This is a genomic window from Ruegeria sp. THAF33, from assembly GCF_009363615.1.
In the GTDB taxonomy this organism is placed as follows: domain Bacteria; phylum Pseudomonadota; class Alphaproteobacteria; order Rhodobacterales; family Rhodobacteraceae; genus Ruegeria.
In genome coordinates this window covers 76,654-97,500 of record NZ_CP045384.1, presented here as the reverse complement: position 1 = coordinate 97,500, position 20,847 = coordinate 76,654, and the positions used below count along the sequence as shown (strand labels likewise).

The following is a 20,847-nucleotide window of genomic DNA, read 5'->3' as shown; positions in this document are numbered from 1 at the left end:
CGTGAGCACCCCGATCGCGCGGCGAAACTTCATCAGGTTGAGGCCGACATACCGGCGCAGGGGTGTGACCGCCAAACCGGCAATCAACAACTGAAGGGCCAGTTCCCCATATCTGTGCTCCAACGCCTCGATCGGTTCGACCCCCAGACCACCGGTCAGGCCAAGATAAAACAGCCAGGGCGCGGGCAACGCCCCCAGCAGATATATGACCCATACCGGAATACGGCGGAGTGTCTGGTTAATCGCCAACATGGTCCTAATAGTTCTTGGCCAGATCCATGCCTTCATAAAGGCTGGCGACCTCTTGTTCATAGCCGTTGAACATCAGGGTCGGCTTGCGTGACGCGAAAAGCCCGCCCCCGATCTCGCGCTCTGAAGCCTGAGACCAGCGTGGATGGTCCACATTGGGGTTCACATTGCTGTAGAACCCGTATTCGCGTGGATTGGACATGTTCCAGCTGGTGGGCGGTTCATCCTTTGTAAGCGTGATCCGAACAATCGACTTGATCGATTTGAAGCCGTATTTCCAAGGGACGACCAGACGCAAGGGGGCACCGTTCTGGTTGGGAATTGGGCGGTCGTAAATTCCGGTTGCCATGATTGTCAGGGGGTGCATCGCCTCGTCCAGGCGCAAGCCCTCTCGGTACGGCCAATCGAGAACGGGAAACCGCGTTCCCGGCATCTCGTCCGGGCGATAGGCCGTCTCAAAAGCCACATATTTCGCGCCGTCTTGCACGCCCGCCATATTGAGAAGGTCGGCCAGTTCAAACCCGTTCCACGGAATTACCATCGACCAGGCTTCCACACAGCGGAAGCGGTAGATCCGCTCCTCTATCGTCATCTCGGACAGGATGGCCTGAAAATCATAGTCGCCGGGACGGTCGACCAGACCGTCAATCGTGACGCTCCAGGGTTCGGTCACCAGCGTATGAGCATATTTCGCCGGGTCATTTTTTCCGGTCCCGAACTCATAGTAGTTGTTGTAGGTGGTGATCTCTTCCCACGTGTTCGGCTCCAACCCATCCTGTGCTGCCGCCGGTTTGGCCATCGCAGTCAGGCCGACACCTGCCAGCCCGGCCATAACCTGCCGCCGGTTGAGGAACGCCGCCCGGGGGGTGACGTCGGCATGTGTCAAAGTATTGGTCCAGCGATGCGCCATATGGGTCTCCGTCATCTTCAGTGGTCGCTATTGACGTAGTGTGCTGATAGCACAGAGCCACGGAAACAGGCGTAACGATTGAGCGAAGTGATTGTAACGTTCCAATATGACCGGGCATTCGGGTATCGTTTTCAGCACCGAAAACCATAGACTAGAGAGCTTTTGGAGCCCGGCGGAAAACCGCGGTTTTCGTGGATTACAGTCAGAACACGGGTACAAAACTTTACAACTGCGGGCGCAAGGCTGCACTCTGTCAGACGGGCGCCATGCCAAGCCGAACGCGAGGCAAGGCTGCGACTGCAGCCTTTTGGCCGCAATGGGAGGAAGAAAAATGTGTGATATCTGCGTAATGAATGCCGTCAAAGACAAGATGCTGTCTCGTCGCGGGTTCTTCAAAGCTGCCGCCGCTTCGGGTGTTGCAGCAGCCGCAACCGGGGCCGTCGCGCCGGCAGCACTGGCAGCCGGGCATGGCGGTGTCGAAGATATGACCCATACGCTGAGCCCGGATTTCCCGACATGGGGCGGCGAACCCGGCATTTCCGCCGAGCAAGCATTCAACTTTGCTGATCACGGCTTCAATCTGTTCAACCTTTCAATCAACGAACATACGGGCACGCATATCGATGCGCCGCTTCACTTTTCGGCGGATGGGACGTCGGTTGATGAAATCCCCGTCACGGATCTAGTCGCCCCCTTATGCGTCGTGGACATCGCCGCCCGAGCGGCCGAGGACGCTGACACGCGCGTCACCCCGGACGATCTGAAAGCCTGGGTTGCGGCCAATGGTGATATCCCAGATGGTGCCTGCGTGGCGATGCATTCCGGATGGGCAGGCAAAACCGCCACGGATGAGTTCCGCAATTTCGACGGCGAAGCGCAGCATTACCCGGGCTTCCACGTTGAAGCCGCGCAGATGCTGATGGAGGAGACCGGAGCACGATCAATTGCCGTTGATACCCTGTCTCTTGATCACGGCATGTCCGCAGATTTCGCGACGCATTACGCGTGGTTGCCGTCAGGCCGGTTCGGGATCGAATGTCTGGCTGGGCTGGATCGCGTGCCTGCGTCGGGTGCAACGCTGGTGATCGGCGCACCCAAGCACCAAGGCGGCACCGGCGGGCCGGCCCGGATCTTTGCGTTGGTGTAGATGGAGGGCTAGCCGGAAAGCATGTCTGAGACCTGCACTGCATATCGGTCAGTCATGCCGGAGACGAAATCGGTCAGCGAATGCAAGGCAGAATAGGCGTCATCGACTCCTCGCAAATCAAGCTGAACCGCATTGATGAGTTGCCTCTCGTAATCAGGCAACTCATCCTGCTGCCAGTTACGCCGGGCAAGTTCCTCGTAAACTGGGCACAAACCGTCCAGAACCTTTCGGATCACATTGCGCCCCTTTACCTCAAGCCGGGTTTTGCGCGGTGCAGTGAAGAGTTGGCTATTGGCCAGATCTTTGATCTCTTTGAAGGCTTTGGCCTTGCCGGAAACGCCAATCAGAGAATCCGAAAAGCTGCCATCCAAAATGCTGTCATGGTTAGCAATGAACGCTTCAACGCAAGCTTTGATCGCACCGCCAATGGCACGAGCACGCAAATAGCCGATCTTTTCGTATTCAGTATAATCAGACTGATTTCGGCTTGGCGGTAACGCGATGGCCGACAGCAGTTCCTCGACAGCTTTGAAAGACAGGTCACCGGCAGAATACCCATCTTCAAGATCTACGATATTGTAACAAATATCATCCGCCGCCTCGACAAGATAGACCAACGGATGCCGCCGCCACCAGCTTTGACCATCAAGACCCTGCGCCTCAATCAACCCCATCGCCTGTGCCGCTTGGATGAAATACCCGCGCTCGGCTTCAAAGAAGCCGAATTTCTTGGCGCCAACATAGGGGTCGTCGTGTTTGTCATTGAAGCGTTTTGAGGTCTCGGCCCCCATAGGATATTTCATGAACGCGCCCAGAACCGCGTTCGGTAAACACATACCACCTTCATTCCGGTACATCTCTAACCGGGTCAGAATCCGAAAGCCCTGCGCATTACCTTCGAACTCCTCAAACTCTTGCCAGCGATCACCCGCGATGCCCCGGAAGGCAGGCGAACACCCACGGAGCTTTTCCGAGCACCATTTTCCAATCGCTTCTTCACCAGAGTGCCCAAACGGCGGATTACCAACATCATGCGCCAGACAGGCGGCTTGCACGACACCAGCCACTTTATGGGCGTCTTCACACGGAATGAGAGTCTCATTCGCAAGCCAAACCCCGACCTGCATCCCAATCGAGCGTCCAACGCTCGCCACTTCTTCCGAGTGGATCAAACGATGACGCAGATGGTCGTTGTCATAGAGCGGATGAACCTGCGTCTTATTCGCCAAGCGGCGGAAGGGCGCGGAAAAGGTAATTCTGTCTGCTCCAATCACATATGAAGGGCGCTCGGCCTGTTCCGGTTTTTTATCATACGTGTCCGTGTTCAGCAGTCGCGCCCAATCCATACTCGCCATAGAGAAGAAATCCTTTAGGTAAATTCAATACTTAGGTGTCAGAAAAACCCGCCGATTGAAAGGGCGGGTTTCATAGTTTTATCAGGGGTCCGTCAATGCACCACGGCATCGTCCGGGCGGGGTCGCTCGGAAGTTCCCAAACGATCGCCGATGATCAAACCATCGGGCCCGGCAGTGACCGGAACGACGTCACCATCCTTGATTTCCCCGGCCAGCAGAGCTTCGGCCAACGGGTTCTGCAAGGCGCGCTGTATGACGCGTTTCAGCGGGCGGGCACCGAAGACCGGGTCATAGCCTTCATTGGCCAGCCATTCCTTGGCTCTGTCATCCAGGGCCAGCTCGATCTTGCGGGCGGCCAGACGTTTTTGCAGACGTGCCATCTGAATATCGACGATGCCATCCATATCGGCCCGCTTGAGGCGGTCAAAGATGATCGTTTCGTCCAGACGGTTCAGGAATTCGGGCCGGAAATGTGCCCGGACCGCATCCATCACGTCGCGCTTGGCCTGTGAACTGTCCGCACCTTCGGGCAACTGGCTGAGCGCCTGAGACCCAAGGTTCGACGTCAGGATGATCAGCGTCTGTTTGAAGTCCACGGTGCGGCCCTGACCATCGGTCAGAACGCCATCGTCCAGAACCTGCAACAGCACGTTGAAGACATCCGGGTGCGCCTTTTCGACCTCGTCGAACAGCACGACCTGATAGGGCCTGCGCCGCACGGCTTCGGTCAGCACACCACCTTCGTCATAACCGACATAGCCCGGAGGGGCACCGATCAGGCGGGCAACCGCGTGTTTCTCCATGAACTCGGACATGTCGATGCGCACCATCGCGTTGTCGTCGTCGAACAGGAAATTCGCCACGGCCTTGGTCAGCTCGGTCTTACCCACGCCGGTCGGTCCAAGGAACAGGAACGAGCCCAGCGGGCGGTTCTCGTCATTCAGACCCGCACGAGCACGGCGTACTGCGTTGGCAACAGCGGTGACAGCCGCATCCTGACCGATCACGCGCGAATGCAGTTCTTCTTCCATCCGCAGCAGTTTCTCGCGTTCGCCTTCCAGCATTTTGGCGGTCGGGATGCCCGTCCAGCGTTCGACAACGCTTGCGATCTGTTCCGGACGCACCGTTTCCTCGGCCATCATGGCGTTGCTTTCGGCATTCTCGGCCTCGGACAGCTTTTTCTCAAGCTCGGGGATGATGCCATAGGACAGCTCACCCGCCTTGGCGAGGTTGCCTTCGCGCTTGGCGATTTCCAGATCGGCCCGCGCCTTGTCGAGCTGTTCCTTCAAATCCCGCGCGCCAGCCAGCTTGTCGCGTTCGGCCTGCCACTGCGCGGTCATCTCGGCGGATTTTTCCTGAAGTTCTGCAAGATCCTTCTGCAAGGTTTCCAGGCGATCCTTCGATGCCGCATCGTCTTCCAGCTTCAGCGCCTCTTCTTCGATCTGCATCTGAAGGATCTGACGATCCAGCTGATCAAGCTCTTCGGGCTTGGAGTCCACCTCCATCCGCAGACGCGACGCTGCCTCGTCGACAAGATCGATGGCCTTGTCGGGCAGGAACCGATCGGTGATATAGCGATGCGACAGGGTCGCCGCCGACACCAGCGCCGAATCCGAGATGCGCACACCGTGGTGCAGCTCGTACTTCTCTTTGATACCACGCAGAATGCTGATCGTGTCCTCGACCGTCGGTTCCTGAACCATCACCGGCTGGAAGCGGCGCGCAAGGGCCGCGTCTTTTTCGACATATTTGCGATACTCGTCCAGTGTGGTCGCACCGATGCAGTGCAGCTCACCCCGTGCAAGCGCAGGCTTGATCAGGTTGGCGGCATCCATCGCACCATCCGATTTGCCCGCGCCAACCAGCGTGTGCATCTCGTCGATGAACAGGATGATCTCACCGGCGGCCTCGGTCACCTCGGTCAGAACAGCCTTGAGGCGTTCTTCGAATTCACCACGGTATTTCGCACCAGCGATCAGCGCCCCCATGTCAAGCGCAAGCAGCTTCTTGTCCTTCAGCGATTCCGGCACGTCGCCGTTGACGATGCGCAGGGCCATGCCCTCGGCGATCGCGGTTTTACCGACGCCGGGTTCACCGATCAGAACCGGGTTGTTCTTGGTGCGGCGCGACAGAACCTGCATCGCGCGGCGAATTTCCTCGTCGCGGCCGATGATCGGGTCGATCTTGCCTTCGCGCGCGGCCTCGGTCAGGTCGCGGGCATATTTCTTGAGCGCGTCATAGCCCTCTTCCGCCGTTGCGGTGTCAGCAGTACGCCCCTTGCGGATGTCGTTGATGGCTTCGTTGAGCTTTTGCGCAGATACGGCACCCGCCTCCAGCGCCTCTTTGGCCTTGGATTTGACCATGCACAGCGCCATCAACACGCGCTCGACCGGAACAAAGCTGTCGCCCGCCTTGGTGGCGATCTTTTCAGCCTCGTCCAGAACCTTGGCCGTCTGGCCGTCCATGTAAATCTGGCCGGCATCACCGCTGACTTTCGGGATCTTGCCCATAGCTGCGTCAAGCGCCTCGACCACGCGGTTCGGCGCGCCGCCCGCGCGTGTGATCAGATTGCTTGCCAGCCCCTGATCGTCATCCATCAATGCTTTGAGTATATGTGTTGGCTCCAGCCTCTGGTGCCCCTCGCGCAGCGCAATGGTCTGCGCCGCCTGCACGAACCCCCGTGCACGTTCGGTGAACTTGTTCAAGTCCATGGTATTCTCCTTTTCCAAGCGCCCGGTGAATTTGCGCCCGCTTGGCAGCACGCAGTGGTCCGGGCCTTGACCTCAATCTGGGAAACTTCTCCGCCGCTTCAAGAGGCTAGAGAGTGAAAAACGCCTCAACCACGCGGAATCGTATAGACGGTGTAGCCCCCGGTTTCGGCCACCTGCTGGGCATCGTTCGTCTCGACCAGAGACTGCGCGGCGGCGCTGCCCGTGGGGCAGGATACAAGGTCGGCGGTGTGGTCAAGGAAATTGCCGGTAAAGGCGGTTTCTCCGGTCAACTGGCACCAGTCATCTTCGGACCGATAGCCCCGAACAAGATACAAATCATCATTGGTCGGGGGCGGCGCGGCGCCTGTTTCGGTCTGTGGCGGCGTGTCGTCGCAGGCGGCCAGCGTGGCGACGACGGCCAGCGGAACAAGGTGCTTCATGGTCTGTCCCTTTGATGCAATTTTCGTTTCAGAATGGCAGCACCATAGCACAGTTGGGACAAAGCGGGGACACCGCTGGCTCCTTTGTCAGCCGTGGGGGTCAACCGCCTTCGATCTGCCGGATCAGCTTTTGCGCCTCGTCATCGCCCTGCTCGGCCGCGAGGCGAAGAAACCTCAGCGCCTCTTCGACATCGCCGGTTTCATAGAGCAACCGGCCGAATTTGCGCTGAGATTTCACATCGCCGAGCTTTGCGGCCCTGCCCCAGAACAACAAGACCGCTTCCGTGTCCTGTGGCACACCATCCCGCCCGTGATAGGTCAAAGACCCGAGATTGTGCAGCGCCACGACATTGTTCTGCCTGGCGGCCTGGAAATGATAATCCAGCGCCTGTTCGATGTCCTTGAAGTAGCCGTTCTCGCCGATCTCGTAGATGTATCCCAGACGCGCCGCGGCATCGGCGCTGCCGTTTGGGGCCGCCATCTTCAGATAGTCGACCGTGCGCTGCATATCGCGTGCGACATGCGTGTCTTCGCGATAGATTACGCCGAGGTGCAGCAGAGACGGCTCATATCCGAAGAATGCGGCCCTTTCATAATAGTACAGCGCCTTGTCGATGTTGGGCGCAATACCTTTCCCGTTCTCGTAGCCATAAGCGACGTTGTGCATCCCCATCGGCAGACCGGTTTCGGCAGCGGTCATGTACCAGGCAAACGCGGTCTCGTGTTCCGTGGGAACGATCTCGCCATCATTATAGAGCGAAGCGAGCGTGTTCATCGCCAGCCCGCTGCCCTCCATTGCGGCCAGTTCCGAAAACTCGAGCGCCATTTCCAGCTTGCCACCTTTGATGAGCGCCCGGCCAAAGGCGGCCACGACCTCGGCATCGACATCCTGGTCTTTAAGCAGCAGATCGGCACAGATCGCCATCGCATTCTCGGCGTCCATGTCGGCCCATTTCACCCCGTCGAAATAGGGCGACTGCCCCGGAGCGGCAGCGGCCATCAGGCAGTCACACTCTCCATCCGAATAGTCGGGGTCCTGCGGTGGATCGTCGGGGTCGGGTTCCGGCCGAGGCCACCACACCCAACCGTATCATCCCGTATTTTCCTGCGTCTTTTCTTGTCTCAATGCGTCACACGCTCTACAGAAGCGCCGATCCCGTCAAGCTTGAAAGGCCGATACAATGCCCCAAACCGCCGATGACCGCCTGATCGTCGCCCTCGACGTCCCCAACGCGCTGGAAGGGCTGAAGCTGGCCGAGACGCTGGGCGACGTCGTTTCATTCTACAAGATCGGTCTGGGCATGCTGACCGGGGGCGGGCTGGCACTGGCCAATGAGCTCAAGCAGGAACATGGCAAGCGCATCTTCCTGGACATGAAGCTGTTCGACATCGGCAACACGGTGGAAAACGCGGTGCGGGGGCTGGCGCAGTTCGATCTGGATTTCCTGACCGTGCATGGCGACCCGCATGTGGTGCGCGCCGCCAAGGAAGGCGCAGCAGGCAAGGATCTGAAAATCCTGGCGGTGACCATCCTGACCTCGCTGAACCGCGACGACCTGGATGCCGGCATGATGAAGGCCGGTGACGTTCAGGACATGGTGGTGGAACGCGCCGCCCACGCCTTCGAGGCCGGGGCCGACGGCGTGATCGCCAGCCCGCAGGAGGCCGCCCTGATCCGCGCCCTGCCCCAGGCGACGGGCCGGCTGATCGTAACCCCCGGCGTGCGTCCGGCAGGCGCGGCACTGGGCGATCAAAAACGTGTGGCCACACCCGCCAGCGCCATCCAGGACGGGGCGGATCATATCGTAGTTGGCCGCCCCATTTATCAGGCCGAAGATCCGAAATCCGCGGCCGCGGCCGTTTTGACCGAGTTAAATTCTCTGAAAACGAGATGAGCAGGATCATCGTTTCAACAGGGATTCACGCTGAAAAAACCGCCGCAACAGGTTGACCTTACGTCAATTTTTCGCGAATCCGCGCCAAATCGTCCCTGTGCCAGAAAACACACATTCAAAAAGCGAGTTTTTGAAAAGCGCGCTTAACCCTATCTCAGCCCGAAATTCTTGGCGATTCTTAGGGGGATTTACTCCCCAACGAACCTATTCTTCCTGAGGTTCGTTACTTCCCCCCGCGAAGCGCGGGGGGTTTCTTTTCTCGGAATGATCTTTGATCGATATCACTGGATGATATAAGGAACCCCCAAGACAACTGCGGAACACACGAGGACGCAGATGCCCGGTCTTTGCCGAGATTGCCTGACCCCTTTGACCAACGAACGGCGCTGCACGGCCTGCGGCAGCCCCAGGGTAAAGTCTCATCGCGAACTGTTTGATCTGTCCATCGCGCATATGGATTGCGATGCCTTCTATGCTTCGGTGGAAAAGCGGGACAATCCGGAACTGGCAGACAAGCCCGTCATCATCGGCGGCGGCAAACGCGGTGTTGTGTCCACGGCATGCTACGTGGCCCGAATTCGCGGTGTGCGATCCGCCATGCCCATGTTCAAAGCGCTGCAACTGTGCCCCGATGCCGTCGTGATCAAACCACGCATGTCCGTATATGCCCAGGTGTCACGGGACATCCGCGCCATGATGGACGAACTGACACCAGTGGTCGAACCCCTGTCCCTGGACGAAGCTTTCATGGACCTGTCCGGCACCGAGCGCCTGCACGGAGCCCCCCCAGCCGTCATGCTCGCGCGCCTGGTCAAACGCATGAAGGATGAACTGGGCGTGACAGGATCCATCGGGCTGAGTCACAACAAGTTTCTGGCCAAGGTTGCCTCGGACCTCGACAAGCCCCGCGGGTTTTCGGTGATCGGCAAGGCAGAGACGGCAGAGTTTCTGAATGACAAACCCGTAAGGTTGATCTGGGGCATTGGCCCTGCCGCGCAGGAATCACTGGACCGGGCAGGGATTCGAACCTTCAACGACCTACTGCGTTGGGATCAGGAGGCTTTGACTGCGCGTTTCGGCTCGATGGGGTATCGCCTTTGGCATCTGGCACGGGGTCAGGACAAACGGCGCGTTTCAGCCCATGAACCGATGAAATCCATCAGCAATGAGACCACGTTTTTCGAGGACACCGCCAATATTGATGTTCTGGACGGACATTTGTGGCGCATGGCCCTGAAGGTCTCGGACCGGGCCAAGGCCAAGGATCTGGCTGGCCGGGTCGTTACGCTGAAGCTGAAGAAAGCCAATCACAAGGTTCTGACACGGCGCGTATCATTGCGGGACGCAACGCAGATCGCGGACAGGATTTATCGCACCGCAAAAGGGCTTTTCGATCAGGTGGGAGATCAGGGGCCGTACCGCCTGTTGGGGTGTGGCCTGTCTGACCTGTGCCCGGCGGATCAGGCTGACATCTCCGGCGACCTGCTTGATCCCGGCGCCGTCCGCAGATCACAAGCCGAGCGGGCCACCGACCAAATCCGCCAGAGGTTCGGCCCGGAAGCCATCGTGAAGGGACGTGCTTTGCGCTAGTTTTATTCCGCCGCCAGACGAAGAGGTTTTGAACCGATCCTGGATATGTCGCGCACCACCTGCCGGAGGAGTTTCGAAAACGTCATGAAATTGGCGTTCGGCGCAATCTTTTCTTCGTCCATATACAAGGCCCGGTCGATTTCAATCTGGATCGCGTGTTGCTGGCGGGTGGGGCGGCCATAAGTCTGAGTCACATAGGCCCCGGCAAACGGGGCATTGCGCACCACATTCAGACCTGCCGCAGCAAACGCCGATTCGACGAGGTCCACGATTTCAGACGAGGCCGAAGCACCGAACCGATCACCCAGCACGATCTCGGGCCGTTTGTTTCGGGTCGTACCAGCCATGGCCACCGCCTCATGCGGCATGGAGTGGCAATCCACCAGTATGGCCTGGCCGAATTTCTCGTGTGATTCGGCCAGCAGGGATTTCAAACGTGCATGATAGGGGCGCCAATAGGTGTCGATACGCAGCCGCGCCTCGTCCATGGTCAGCTTGCCGCTGTAGATTGCCCGTCCATTGGCCACAACGCGGGGTATCACACCCAACCCTGATGCGACCCTCGGGTTGTGCCCATGCCTGCGGGCACCGCTGATCAGCGCCGGGTCCAGTTCGTCCAGACTGCGATTCAGGTCCAGATAGGCGCGTGGCATGGTCGCTTTGATCAAAGGCGCGCCATTCTCGGCCGCAGCAGCAAACAATTGATCCACGAAGGCGTCTTCCGAGGATCGAATCACGCTTTGATTCAGAACGGACCGCTTCAAAAACGCTTCTGGATAATTCCGCCCGCTATGCGGAGATGAAAAAACCACGCATGAACTACGGTTTTCAGGCATATCCAATACAAAGGCTGCGTTCTGCATGATCCCTCCATGTTCGCAATCAACATAGACCGGAAAATAGTTCTACCAAACCCCTTGAACCCCTTTGCGACTCCTTTTATAGACCCCGCTACCGGCGCGGGGTTCCGCGCCCCATTTCGTTATGGGGCTGGGCGCGCAAAGGGAAAGTGGGCGGTTAGCTCAGCGGTAGAGCACTTCGTTGACATCGAAGGGGTCACAAGTTCGATCCTTGTACCGCCCACCATGATTTCACTGTTCCGGAAATCCGGGACACCCGAGTAACCCAGGCGCTGGCCACGTCCTTGATGAAGGCGCCGCAGATTGGAGACAGACCATGAAGGTCAAGAACTCGCTCCGCTCGCTCAAGAATCGGCACCGCGACTGCCGTATTGTGCGTCGCAAAGGCCGCGTCTACGTTATCAACAAGACGCAGCGCAAGTTCAAAGCTCGTCAGGGCTGAGAACAGCGAAACACCGTTTTAGAAAACCGCGCTCTTGAGCGCGGTTTTTTTTGTTTTCTGCACCTGTGCGCCCGACGTGCTACCCTTGCTTCGATATTGCGGAGTGTAAAACCCATGCGCGAACACGGCATCGACGTACTGGTGGGGACGACCAAGGGAACGTTCATTATCTCTGGTGATCAGAACAGGTCAGACTGGAAAGTGACGGGCCCGCATTGCGAAGGATGGCCGATCAACCACGTCATCGGCGACAAGGAAACGGGCACGCTTTGGGCCGGGGGCGGTGGTGACTGGCATGGCGCCGGTGTCTGGTGTTCCGAAGACGGCGGTGTGACTTGGCAGGTCGCAAAACTCACCAAGGGCCAAATGGACGAGTGGGCCGCCAACGATCAGGATTTTGCCCAGATGATTGGCTGGACCGGAGAACCCGCACCATTCGCCGATGAGTTTTCTCAGGTCTGGTCTTTGCGTTATCAACATGGAACGTTGTACGCTGGCACAAAACCGGCCCGCCTGCTTGCCAGCCACGACAATGGTCGGACATGGGACACGCTTGAGGGCCTGACAAACCACCCCTCAGCACCCGATTGGAATCCCGGCGGTGCGGGACTGGTCCTGCATACAATCGTGACTGACCCAAGTGATTCGAAAAAGCTCTGGGTCGGCATTTCCGCTGCGGGTGTGTTTGCAACCGAGGATGGCGGCGCAAGCTGGGAGCGGCGCAACAGATTGTCCAACGCCGAATCTTGCACGCATCATGATCATCCCGCTGCCCCCAGGGATGGTGAAACGGGTCATTGCGTCCACAACATGGTTCAAGCTCCGGGAACCGCGGATTTGCTCTACCAGCAAAACCATCACGGTGTCTGGCGCTCGGCCGACGGAGGGCGCAGTTGGGATGACATCACCAAAGGCCTGCCATCCACCTTTGGATTTCCGATTCATGTGCACCCACGTGATCCTGACACGATCTGGACATTACCTTTGAACGGAGACAGCATCGGGCGCTATCCACCGGATGCCGCTGCGGCAGTTTGGAAATCCACAAATGGAGGCGCAACATGGCAAGACCAGCGGCGTGGGTTGCCGCAAGAAAGCTGTTTTTTCACTGTTCTGCGACAGGCCATGGCCGGAGACCACCGAGACCCCGCCGGTGTCTATTTCGGGACCAACAGCGGCTCGGTTTTTGCCAGTGTTGATGAAGGGGACACATGGACGGAAGTCGCGCGCCATTTGCCCACGATCCTTTCAGTTGAGGTACTTGATCGTGAGTGATCCAGACACTGCCGTGTGACGCGGATCTTTCCGTTCAACACAAATCGCGCCCGCCCGGAAAAGCCTCGCAAGTGCGCCTGCGCTCATTTGACCAAGTAAATCTGTCGGATTTTCTTGCATCTCGCTGAGAATCGTATAATTGAGCAAATCAGTCGGGATATCGACCGACGCGAAATTCAATTGTTGGGGCAAACTATGCTGAAATCCACAACCTGCCTGGCTGCCGCTCTGTCGGCATTGATCGCAACATCAGCCGCGGCTGAAGGCGAGCTGAACCTTTATTCCTCGCGCCACTATGACACTGACGAACGTCTTTACACGGACTTCGAAGAAGCGACCGGCATCAAGATCAACCGGATCGAAGGCAAGGCGGATGAATTGATTGCGCGCATGGAAGCCGAAGGCGCGAACTCTCCGGCAGATGTCATGCTGACGGTCGACACGTCTCGCCTGGCGCGCGCCAAAGATGCGGGCATTCTGCAAGCCATCGACAGCGAAACCCTGGAGGAGCGCATCCCCGCCAACCTTCAGGACGAAGACAACCAGTGGTTCGGCTTCTCGCAGCGCGGTCGGATCATCTTTTACAACAAAGAAAATGTTGCCAATCCGCCGGCCACTTACGCGGACTTGGCCAAGCCGGAATACAAGGGCCTGATCTGCATCCGGTCCTCGACCAACACCTACAACCAGACCCTGCTCGCATCGATCATCACACATGAAGGCGCAGAAGCTGCAAAATCCTGGGCCGAAGGCGTTGTCGCCAACATGGCCCGAGACCCGCAGGGGGGTGACACCGACCAGCTGCGTGGCATCGTTTCGGGTGAATGCGACATCGCTGTATCGAACACCTACTACTATGCGCGGGCTATCCGCAAAGACGTCAAAGGCCTGTCCTCTGATCTCGACAAGATCGGCTGGGTCTTCCCCAATCAGGACAGCTATGGTGCGCATATGAACCTGTCGGGCGGTGGCGTCGCGGCACACGCGCCGAACAAGGAAAACGCAATCCTTTTCCTCGAGTATCTGGCAAGCGATCAGGCGCAGAAGTACTTCTCGGCGGGCAATGACGAATTCCCGGCAGTGCAGAGTGTTGAACTGGCGGAATCGGTAAAGGCACTGGGTGAGTTCAAAGCTGACGACGTGAACCTGTCGGAAGTCGCAAAGAACATCCCGGAAGCACAGAAAATCTTTAACGAAGTCGGCTGGAAGTAATCCACTGCCTCGTCAAAAGCTGGCAGAGGGCGCGGAGTTTCTGCGCCCTTTTTCATTTACACATACATAATTTTATGCAATTTTCCCTTAAATGAAAAATCTTCTCGTTTGTGATCCATGCTCGACAACCTCTCAAACCGCCTTGCCGTCCGTTTGAACGAACTCCGCCACGGGCGCGGGTGGTCCCTGGATCAACTGGCCGCCCACAGCGGAATCAGCCGCGCCACGCTGTCCCGCATGGAGAAAGGAGAGGTCAGCCCCACCGCTGAGAATCTCGGCCGCCTCTGTGCCGCTTATGATCTGCCGGTGTCACGGCTTTTGATGATGGTCGAAGACAGCTTTGACCCCAAAGTGGCGTTTGAACGCCAGACCGAATGGCGGGATCCCGAAACCGGCTTTACCCGCCGTGCAGTTTCACCGCCTGCAAACGGCTTGAACGCCGAGGTCGTGGAATGTCACCTGCCGCGCGATACGGTCATCACTTACGATGCGCCGCCCAAATCCGGGCAGGAACACCATCTGATCCTGATCGACGGCGCACTGACACTGACAGTTGACGGAACACCCCATGCGCTGAGCGCCGGAGATTGCCTGCGCTATCACCTGTCGGGCCCAACCCGGTTTGAAACCGGGGCATCTCGCGGTGCGCGTTATCTCTTGGTGCTGATATGATCTCGCGTCTGACCGATCTCGATTTCAGCGCGGCAGTGGATGATCTGGCGGGAATCCTCCACGCCTGTGTGCATGAAGGGGCCAGCATCGGCTTTGTCCTTCCGTTTACCGAGGGTGACGCACGAAAATACTGGCTGCAAAACGTTCGACCTGGGCTGAAATCCGGTGCATTGGAGCTGTTTGTCCTCCACCACAAAGGGCGCATTCAGGGCACGGTGCAACTGATCCCCGCGACCATGCCCAATCAGCCGCACCGCGCGGATGTCGCAAAACTTCTGGTGCACCCGAACGCCAGACGGCGCGGTTTTGGCCGCGCGTTGATGGAAGCCCTCTTTCAACGAACGACAGAGTTGGAGCGCACGATGCTGGTTCTGGATACCCGCAGCACCGACCCTTCTCGATTGCTTTATCTGGACCTTGGATTTCAGATTGCTGGGGAAATTCCGAACTATTGCCGGAACCCGTTCGAAACCAGACTGGAACCCACAACTTACATGTATAAAGAGCTGTCAGCCTGACGCCAAACAGCGACCGTATGGCCGTGGATCATGGATTTTTCCCCAATGGTCCACGCGAAGTTGTGCGAAAGGTCCGGGGCATTCCCATGCCGCGCTTTTGCGCGGCGCGCGCTGCAACCAGGCCTGAACACAGCGGAACTCAATCGCCCGGCCACCTGAAGGGATGACCGAGCAATCAACTTAGTGCCTTGCGTTTAGAAATGCGCTGACTTCGTGCGTGCGGGCTTTTCCATCGGAGGCGCAAATTTGGTGAGGTCGATACCTTTCACGGCCGATTTGTATTCCTCGGCGGTCGGCATTCGGCCCAAAACAGCCGACAGCACCACCACCGGGGTCGATGCCAGCAGGGATTCGCCTTTCTTTTCCGCCGCGTCCTCAACAACACGCCCTTGGAACAGTCGTGTGGACGTGGCCAGCACAGTGTCACCCTTTGCGGCTTTCTCCTGGTTGCCCATACAGAGGTTGCATCCCGGACGCTCCAGATACAGGATATTCTCGTATTCCGTCCGTGCTTTGCTCTTTGGGAACAGATCGTCGAATTCAAAGCCTGAATACTTCTGAAGAATGCTCCACTCGCCTTCTTCTTTCAGCTCATCGATGATGTTGTAGGTGGGCGCAGCAACAACCAGCGGGGCCTTGAATTCTACTGTGCCCTTCTCCTGCTCGATGTTTTTCAGCATTTGCGAGACGATGACCAGATCGCCTTTGTGCACCATGCACGATCCAACAAATCCCAGATCGACCTTCTTTTCCCCCTTGTAGTGGGAAACCGGCCGGATCGTATCATGGGTATACCGCTTTGAGACATCGGCGTTATTGACATCCGGGTCGGCGATCATGGGTTCGCTGATCTCATCCAGATCAACCACCAACTCGGCAAAATACTTGGCATTTTCATCCGGTTTCAAGGCAGGCTTTTCACCCGACTTGATTTCCGAGATCCGAGCGTTGGCCTTGTCGATCAGACCTTGAAGTGTCCGGGCCTCGTTGTCCATTCCCTTGTCGATCATGATCTGGATACGGCTTTTCGCGATTTCCAGAGATTCGATCAAAGTGTCATCCGCTGAGATGCAGATCGAGGCCTTGGCCTTCATCTCGGCCGTCCAGTCAGTAAAGGTGAATGCCTGATCCGCCAGCAATGTGCCGATGTGAACTTCGATGATCCGCCCCTGGAACACGTTGTCGCCGAATTTCTTCAGCATCTGCGCCTGGGTGGCGTGAACCACATCGCGGAAATCCATGTGATCCGCCATCTGGCCCTTGAATGTCACCTTGACCGATTCCGGGATCGGCATGGTGGCTTCGCCAGTGGCCAGCGCCAGTGCGACAGTACCCGAGTCAGCGCCAAACGCGACGCCTTTGGACATACGTGTATGCGAGTCGCCACCGATGATGATCGCCCAGTCATCCACGGTGATGTCGTTCAGAACCTTGTGGATGACGTCTGTCATCGAGTGATAAACACCTTTGGGGTCACGCGCGGTGATCAGACCAAAGTTGTTCATGAATTTCATCAGTTTTGGGATATTCGCCTGCGCTTTGGAATCCCAAACCGAAGCAGTGTGACAGCCAGACTGATAGGCGCCGTCAACGGTGGGCGAGATCACCGTAGCCGCCATGGCTTCCAGTTCCTGCGCCGTCATCAGGCCGGTGGTGTCCTGCGAACCGACGATGTTGACCTTCACCCGAACATCCGAGCCCGCATGCAGAACTTTGCCTTCGGCTACGCCGACCGCGTTCTTGTTGAATATCTTTTCAACCGCCGTCAGGCCCTGCCCTTCATGCGAGATCTCTTTGGACGGTGCAAAAGCGGATTTCAGCTCGATGCCGAGCGTCTCGGCTGCGAATGTCTGGAGCTTTTTACCAAAGACAATGGCATAAGATCCTCCGGCCTTTATGAACTCGGTCTTTTGCGGCGTGAAGGATGATGACAGATCGACCAGCTCTTTGTCACCTGCGTCATTGTACAGCTTTTTGTCCTTGGTGTTGATGGTCAGTACCGTTCCGGTCTCGACGGAATATTTCTGCTCGAGGATAGGATTGCCGTCATTGTTCAGGATCGGATTGCCGTCGGCATCCACTTTCTTGACCCAGTTCTTGAGATCGATGCCGATCCCGCCGGTGACGCCGACGGTGGTCAGAAAGATCGGTGAAATCCCGTTTGTACCGGCAACAACCGGCGCGATGTTCACGAATGGAACATAGGGGCTAGCTTGCTTTCCGGTCCACAATGCAACGTTGTTGACACCGGACATGCGCGACGATCCAACGCCCATCGTCCCTTTTTCAGCAACCAGCATGACGCGCTTGTCCGGGTGCTGTTTTTGCAAGTCCTGAATCTCGGCCTGTGCTTCGGGTGAGATCATGCACTTGCCGTGCAATTCGCGGTCCGACCGCGAATGCGCCTGATTGCCGGGCGACAGAAGATCGGTCGAAATATCCCCTTCGGCCGCCACATAGGTCACAACCTTGATTTCTTCTTCGATGTCGGGAAGCCGGGTAAAGAACTCGGCCTTGGCATAGCTTTCCAGAATGTCCCCGGCAACGGCGTTCCCGGCCTCAAAGGCTTTTTTCAGACGGTTGGTATCTGCGTCGTACAGGAACACCTGGGTTTTCAGAACTGCCGCCGCTTTCTGCGCAATCTCTGCGTCATCGCCCAGCGCCAGATCAAGCAGAACCTCTACCGATGGGCCGCCCTTCATATGCGACAGCAATTCAAACGCGAAATCCTGCGAGATTTCTTCGACCGTCGCTTCACCCAGGATGATCTCTTTCAGAAAGCGCGCCTTTTCACCTGCGGCGCTGGTTGTGCCCGGAAGCGTGTTGTATATGAAGTAGTTCAGTGAATCGGCACGATGAGCGTGACCCGTATCTTTGATCTGCCCGATGATTTCCTGCAAAAGAGCACCGTCTTCGATGGGTTTGGGGTGCAGACCCTGTTCTTTGCGCGTCTCGATTTCGTTCAGGTATTCTGTGTAAAGGCTCATGACGGTTCCGACCATTTAGCTGATGCACCGGGCCATGTGAAAGCCCGGCACCTTGAATTTGTATGCGGCGGTATACCAAACTGTACCGGCGTGCAAGATACCGATCTGCGACCCAGTGTCCTGCCCTACCGGCGATGCCCGCCGCAATGTCGGGCGGTGCGTCGATGGGAATGTTCGATCCCCTACCCCCCGAAAGCCGCAATAAGCGCTTTCGCCAAGGGCAAAGAAGAATAGCCCACCCGTGAAGGTGTAAGCCCCATCCGCACGACGACCATGTCACGCGACGGGAAAATTCCGATGGACTGACCGTCATGCCCTTGCAACCAAACCGCGTCTTCAAACGGTGGCAGGTCGCCCGGCGATTTCAACCAAAGATGACCTTTGGCATATTCCCCACCAGACGCCGCAACGGGTTCGAACATCCAGTCCACAAAACCTGTGGGCAAAATCTGTGCGCCGTCCCAAACCCCTTTTTGCAGCAGAAACTGGCCATACTTCGCCCAGTCTCGGGCCGTGGCGTACATATAGCTGGATCCGATGAATGTATCGGCGACATCTGTCTCGATGATCGCCGAAGCCATGCCAAGCGGTTCAAAAAGCGCATCCCGAGGATAGCTCAAACCGCCATCGGCCAGCTTGTCCTGCCACACCCGGGACAACACGGTGGACGTGCCGGAGGAATAGTTGAAGTCGGTTCCAATGCCGGCTTCCAGTGCACGGTCGGCAGCGAAAACGGCCATGTCATTGCTGAGATACAGCATCCTGGTCACGTCTGACACGTCTCCGTATTCTTCATTCCATTGCAGACCGCTTGTCATCGCCAGCATGTCCGCAACAGTAATGTCTCGCCTTGCGTCTTCTGCCCATTCGGGAAAGCTGTCGACAAGGGTGTCCGATACATTCATCTGACCCGCGTTGATCAACGTTCCGATCAGCCCGGCCGTGACCGTCTTGGTCATGGACCAGCCCAGCAACGGTGTGTCGGCGTCGAACCCTTCCGCATAGCGTTCGGCCACGATGCGCCCGCCTTGAACCACCACTATGGCGCGGTACCCTTCGCCAAGCAGCGTATCATCCGACAAGACGGCCTGAATTTTGGGATCCTGAGACTGTGCAACGTCGTTTCCGCCTGGCCAAAGACCTGTCGGCGCGGGCTTGGCGGCCTCAAGTCGCTGCGCACTCAGGGATGTAGCATGCACGTTGGTGCAGCCAAGCCCCTGCCGGAACTGCGATGTGGCGGGCGCGAAGAACCGAAAGAGTCGCGCATGAACAGTCTGCGCCTCTCGATCGACCTCAATCGAAACATGTTTGAGCAGCGGATGCCCCGGGGCCTGCACATCCACCGAAAGGACCTCTTCCGGATCACGTCCGGCAATGAAAACATTCGAACAGACAATCTTGGCCGAGTAATTCGTGCCTACTTTCAACAAATCGGGCGGGGCGATCAGAAGATAACCAAGCAGCCCCACGACGCCCAGAACCGCGACACCTATACCCGTTTTCAATACCTTCCCGAACATCCGCTGACCTGCCCTGTTGCTGTCATTTCAGCACAGGTTAGATACATCCAGCTCGGTTTTGCCACTATTCCGTTGCGTATTCTTCCGATGCTGATCGGCAGGCCCGGCACCTTTCTCGGTGAACGGCTCAGGTCGCCTCGTCGTTTTGATCCTGCGACAACCAAAAGCTTTGCGATTGCCCGGCAAGACGTTGCCAAATCTGTTCACTGAACTCTGGCTTCGCTTCGGCCAAACGGACCATTCTTATTGTCAGCGCCTGCGCAGGCAGGGCGTCTTCAACGCTTACAAGCTGTCCCTGAGCAAGCGGCGTGGCAACCAAAGAATAGGGCAACCAGGCAACGCCGATTTCATTCACGGCATAATGCAGCATCGCCAGCGTCAGGGCCGTCTCGGCCTTGGCCACGAGGCTGGTTTCGTCGGGCAACCGCGGTGCAATCAATCGGGAAAATACCTGGCCAAGAAAGACATCAGGCGGGTAGACAATCGCAGGAATGGTCTTGCCATCCAATTCCCCGCGCATTGCAGGTGCGCATACCGGGATCAATGTGTCGGCACCAAGCGTCTTCGCCTGAAACGCACTTTCGAGGTTCTGCACCCCACCGTCCGATGCCGCGTACATGATCGCGAAATCGACTTCTTTCGAGATCAGCTGCAACAGGCATTCGTCCTGGTTCCCCGATCGCACCTGAACCGAGATATCGCTGTTTTCGGTCAACATCCGGACCACTTTCGGCGAGACGGTTGTCGTCAACGCATGCTGGCACACGAGCGACAAAGACTGGCTGGCCTGATCGCTTTCTGTTTTCAAACTGTGACGCAGTTTGTGCAGACGCGCGCTCAGCTCGCGCATTTCAGGTTCCAACGCCTGAACGCCCGGCATCAGGGATACGGGTTTGCGGCGACGATCAAACAGGGTCGCACCGATACTGCCTTCGATGAGCCGCACCCGACGGGTAAAGGCAGATTGGGTCAGCAGCCGTTTTTCCGCAGCCCGTGTCAGCGATCCGCTGTCCAGCACGGCCAATATGTCGTCGATCCATTCCAAACGCATGTGAACCAGATAG

Annotated in this window: 18 protein-coding genes and 1 tRNA gene (1 of these 19 only partly in view); 9 read left to right on the top strand and 10 right to left on the bottom strand. The window is 57.6% G+C overall.

Annotation, left to right across the window (positions count from 1 at the left end; translation table 11 throughout):
* On the bottom strand, positions 1-252 hold the 5' portion of the coding sequence (gene msrQ, locus FIU92_RS00465; protein WP_152456694.1) for a protein-methionine-sulfoxide reductase heme-binding subunit MsrQ. Its footprint begins 363 nt before the window's first position; 252 of the gene's 615 nt are visible here — the first part of the coding sequence; it begins with the start codon at positions 250-252; its stop codon lies beyond the left edge, outside the window.
* Positions 253-256: 4 nt separating this feature from the next.
* On the bottom strand, positions 257-1,159 hold the full coding sequence (gene msrP / locus FIU92_RS00460) for a protein-methionine-sulfoxide reductase catalytic subunit MsrP (RefSeq protein WP_152459796.1): 903 nt from the start codon (positions 1,157-1,159) through the stop codon (positions 257-259).
* A 331-nt stretch (positions 1,160-1,490) separates the two neighbouring features.
* Here msrP and FIU92_RS00455 point away from each other — a divergent pair, with 331 nt between their 5' ends.
* Positions 1,491-2,306: a cyclase family protein gene (locus FIU92_RS00455; RefSeq protein WP_152456693.1), complete on the top strand. Its 816-nt coding sequence runs from the start codon at positions 1,491-1,493 to the stop codon at positions 2,304-2,306.
* Positions 2,307-2,314: 8 nt separating this feature from the next.
* Here the strand turns inward: FIU92_RS00455 and dgt are convergent, their stop codons facing one another.
* From dgt to FIU92_RS00435, 4 genes are all read right to left on the bottom strand, one after another.
* Positions 2,315-3,652 (bottom strand): dGTP triphosphohydrolase, encoded by a 1,338-nt coding sequence (gene dgt / locus FIU92_RS00450; protein ID WP_172978441.1) that lies wholly within the window; start codon positions 3,650-3,652, stop codon positions 2,315-2,317.
* Positions 3,653-3,753: 101 nt separating this feature from the next.
* A complete protein-coding gene (gene clpB, locus FIU92_RS00445) occupies positions 3,754-6,372 on the bottom strand; it encodes an ATP-dependent chaperone ClpB (protein WP_152456691.1) in 2,619 nt (872 codons plus the stop codon).
* 125 nt (positions 6,373-6,497) lie between these two features.
* Positions 6,498-6,812, bottom strand: coding sequence for a hypothetical protein (locus FIU92_RS00440; protein ID WP_152456690.1), 315 nt, complete (start codon positions 6,810-6,812; stop codon positions 6,498-6,500).
* A gap of 100 nt (positions 6,813-6,912) precedes the next feature.
* Positions 6,913-7,893 carry a tetratricopeptide repeat protein gene (locus tag FIU92_RS00435; protein WP_152456689.1) on the bottom strand — a complete coding sequence of 327 codons (981 nt, stop codon included), beginning with the start codon at positions 7,891-7,893 and terminating at the stop codon, positions 6,913-6,915.
* Positions 7,894-7,993: 100 nt separating this feature from the next.
* Between FIU92_RS00435 and pyrF the strand changes: the two genes are divergently transcribed.
* Complete coding sequence (gene pyrF, locus FIU92_RS00430) at positions 7,994-8,707, top strand: orotidine-5'-phosphate decarboxylase (protein WP_152456688.1); 714 nt, start codon at positions 7,994-7,996, stop codon at positions 8,705-8,707.
* A gap of 336 nt (positions 8,708-9,043) precedes the next feature.
* On the top strand, positions 9,044-10,297 hold the full coding sequence (locus FIU92_RS00425) for a DNA polymerase IV (protein WP_152456687.1): 1,254 nt from the start codon (positions 9,044-9,046) through the stop codon (positions 10,295-10,297).
* A gap of 2 nt (positions 10,298-10,299) precedes the next feature.
* On the opposite strand, the gene FIU92_RS00420 is transcribed toward FIU92_RS00425, so the two are convergent.
* Positions 10,300-11,160: an N-formylglutamate amidohydrolase gene (locus FIU92_RS00420; protein WP_152456686.1), complete on the bottom strand. Its 861-nt coding sequence runs from the start codon at positions 11,158-11,160 to the stop codon at positions 10,300-10,302.
* Positions 11,161-11,308: 148 nt separating this feature from the next.
* Between FIU92_RS00420 and FIU92_RS00415 the strand changes: the two genes are divergently transcribed.
* The 6 genes from FIU92_RS00415 (at position 11,309) to FIU92_RS00390 (ending at position 15,276) form a co-directional block, all read left to right on the top strand.
* Positions 11,309-11,383: transfer RNA gene (locus tag FIU92_RS00415), tRNA-Val, on the top strand.
* A 90-nt stretch (positions 11,384-11,473) separates the two neighbouring features.
* Entirely contained in the window at positions 11,474-11,599 is a 126-nt protein-coding gene (ykgO, locus tag FIU92_RS00410; RefSeq protein WP_008755722.1) for a type B 50S ribosomal protein L36, read from the top strand.
* Between the two features lie 114 nt (positions 11,600-11,713).
* Positions 11,714-12,874 carry a sialidase family protein gene (locus FIU92_RS00405; RefSeq protein ID WP_152456685.1) on the top strand — a complete coding sequence of 387 codons (1,161 nt, stop codon included), beginning with the start codon at positions 11,714-11,716 and terminating at the stop codon, positions 12,872-12,874.
* A 195-nt stretch (positions 12,875-13,069) separates the two neighbouring features.
* The gene (locus tag FIU92_RS00400; RefSeq protein ID WP_152456684.1) at positions 13,070-14,086 is read left to right on the top strand and encodes a Fe(3+) ABC transporter substrate-binding protein; all 1,017 of its coding nucleotides are present in this window, start codon (positions 13,070-13,072) and stop codon (positions 14,084-14,086) included.
* A 117-nt stretch (positions 14,087-14,203) separates the two neighbouring features.
* Positions 14,204-14,758: a helix-turn-helix domain-containing protein gene (locus FIU92_RS00395; protein ID WP_152456683.1), complete on the top strand. Its 555-nt coding sequence runs from the start codon at positions 14,204-14,206 to the stop codon at positions 14,756-14,758.
* Positions 14,755-15,276 carry a GNAT family N-acetyltransferase gene (locus tag FIU92_RS00390; protein WP_152456682.1) on the top strand — a complete coding sequence of 174 codons (522 nt, stop codon included), beginning with the start codon at positions 14,755-14,757 and terminating at the stop codon, positions 15,274-15,276. Before FIU92_RS00395 ends, FIU92_RS00390 begins: the two co-directional genes overlap by 4 nt.
* A gap of 194 nt (positions 15,277-15,470) precedes the next feature.
* Here FIU92_RS00390 and FIU92_RS00385 read toward each other — a convergent pair whose 3' ends face one another.
* The 3 genes from FIU92_RS00385 to FIU92_RS00375 all read right to left on the bottom strand — a co-directional run bounded on the left by FIU92_RS00385 (position 15,471) and on the right by FIU92_RS00375 (position 20,834).
* Positions 15,471-18,263: a bifunctional aconitate hydratase 2/2-methylisocitrate dehydratase gene (locus FIU92_RS00385; protein ID WP_152456681.1), complete on the bottom strand. Its 2,793-nt coding sequence runs from the start codon at positions 18,261-18,263 to the stop codon at positions 15,471-15,473.
* Between the two features lie 182 nt (positions 18,264-18,445).
* A complete protein-coding gene (locus FIU92_RS00380; protein ID WP_152456680.1) occupies positions 18,446-19,783 on the bottom strand; it encodes a serine hydrolase in 1,338 nt (445 codons plus the stop codon).
* Between the two features lie 127 nt (positions 19,784-19,910).
* The gene (locus FIU92_RS00375) at positions 19,911-20,834 is read right to left on the bottom strand and encodes a LysR family transcriptional regulator (RefSeq protein WP_152456679.1); all 924 of its coding nucleotides are present in this window, start codon (positions 20,832-20,834) and stop codon (positions 19,911-19,913) included.
* Positions 20,835-20,847 lie beyond the last annotated feature (13 nt).

Bases quoted from the DNA above. Each gene is read 5' to 3' on its own strand.
- msrP (WP_152459796.1), bottom strand. From the start codon at position 1,159: ATGGCGCATCGCTGGACCAATACTTTGACACATGCCGACGTCACCCCC.
- FIU92_RS00455 (WP_152456693.1), top strand. From the start codon at position 1,491: ATGTGTGATATCTGCGTAATGAATGCCGTCAAAGACAAGATGCTGTCT.
- dgt (WP_172978441.1), bottom strand. From the start codon at position 3,652: ATGGATTGGGCGCGACTGCTGAACACGGACACGTATGATAAAAAACCG.
- clpB (WP_152456691.1), bottom strand. From the start codon at position 6,372: ATGGACTTGAACAAGTTCACCGAACGTGCACGGGGGTTCGTGCAGGCG.
- FIU92_RS00440 (WP_152456690.1), bottom strand. From the start codon at position 6,812: ATGAAGCACCTTGTTCCGCTGGCCGTCGTCGCCACGCTGGCCGCCTGC.
- pyrF (WP_152456688.1), top strand. From the start codon at position 7,994: ATGCCCCAAACCGCCGATGACCGCCTGATCGTCGCCCTCGACGTCCCC.
- FIU92_RS00425 (WP_152456687.1), top strand. From the start codon at position 9,044: ATGCCCGGTCTTTGCCGAGATTGCCTGACCCCTTTGACCAACGAACGG.
- FIU92_RS00420 (WP_152456686.1), bottom strand. From the start codon at position 11,160: ATGCAGAACGCAGCCTTTGTATTGGATATGCCTGAAAACCGTAGTTCA.
- ykgO (WP_008755722.1), top strand. From the start codon at position 11,474: ATGAAGGTCAAGAACTCGCTCCGCTCGCTCAAGAATCGGCACCGCGAC.
- FIU92_RS00405 (WP_152456685.1), top strand. From the start codon at position 11,714: ATGCGCGAACACGGCATCGACGTACTGGTGGGGACGACCAAGGGAACG.
- FIU92_RS00400 (WP_152456684.1), top strand. From the start codon at position 13,070: ATGCTGAAATCCACAACCTGCCTGGCTGCCGCTCTGTCGGCATTGATC.
- FIU92_RS00395 (WP_152456683.1), top strand. From the start codon at position 14,204: ATGCTCGACAACCTCTCAAACCGCCTTGCCGTCCGTTTGAACGAACTC.
- FIU92_RS00390 (WP_152456682.1), top strand. From the start codon at position 14,755: ATGATCTCGCGTCTGACCGATCTCGATTTCAGCGCGGCAGTGGATGAT.
- FIU92_RS00385 (WP_152456681.1), bottom strand. From the start codon at position 18,263: ATGAGCCTTTACACAGAATACCTGAACGAAATCGAGACGCGCAAAGAA.
- FIU92_RS00380 (WP_152456680.1), bottom strand. From the start codon at position 19,783: ATGTTCGGGAAGGTATTGAAAACGGGTATAGGTGTCGCGGTTCTGGGC.
- FIU92_RS00375 (WP_152456679.1), bottom strand. From the start codon at position 20,834: ATGCGTTTGGAATGGATCGACGACATATTGGCCGTGCTGGACAGCGGA.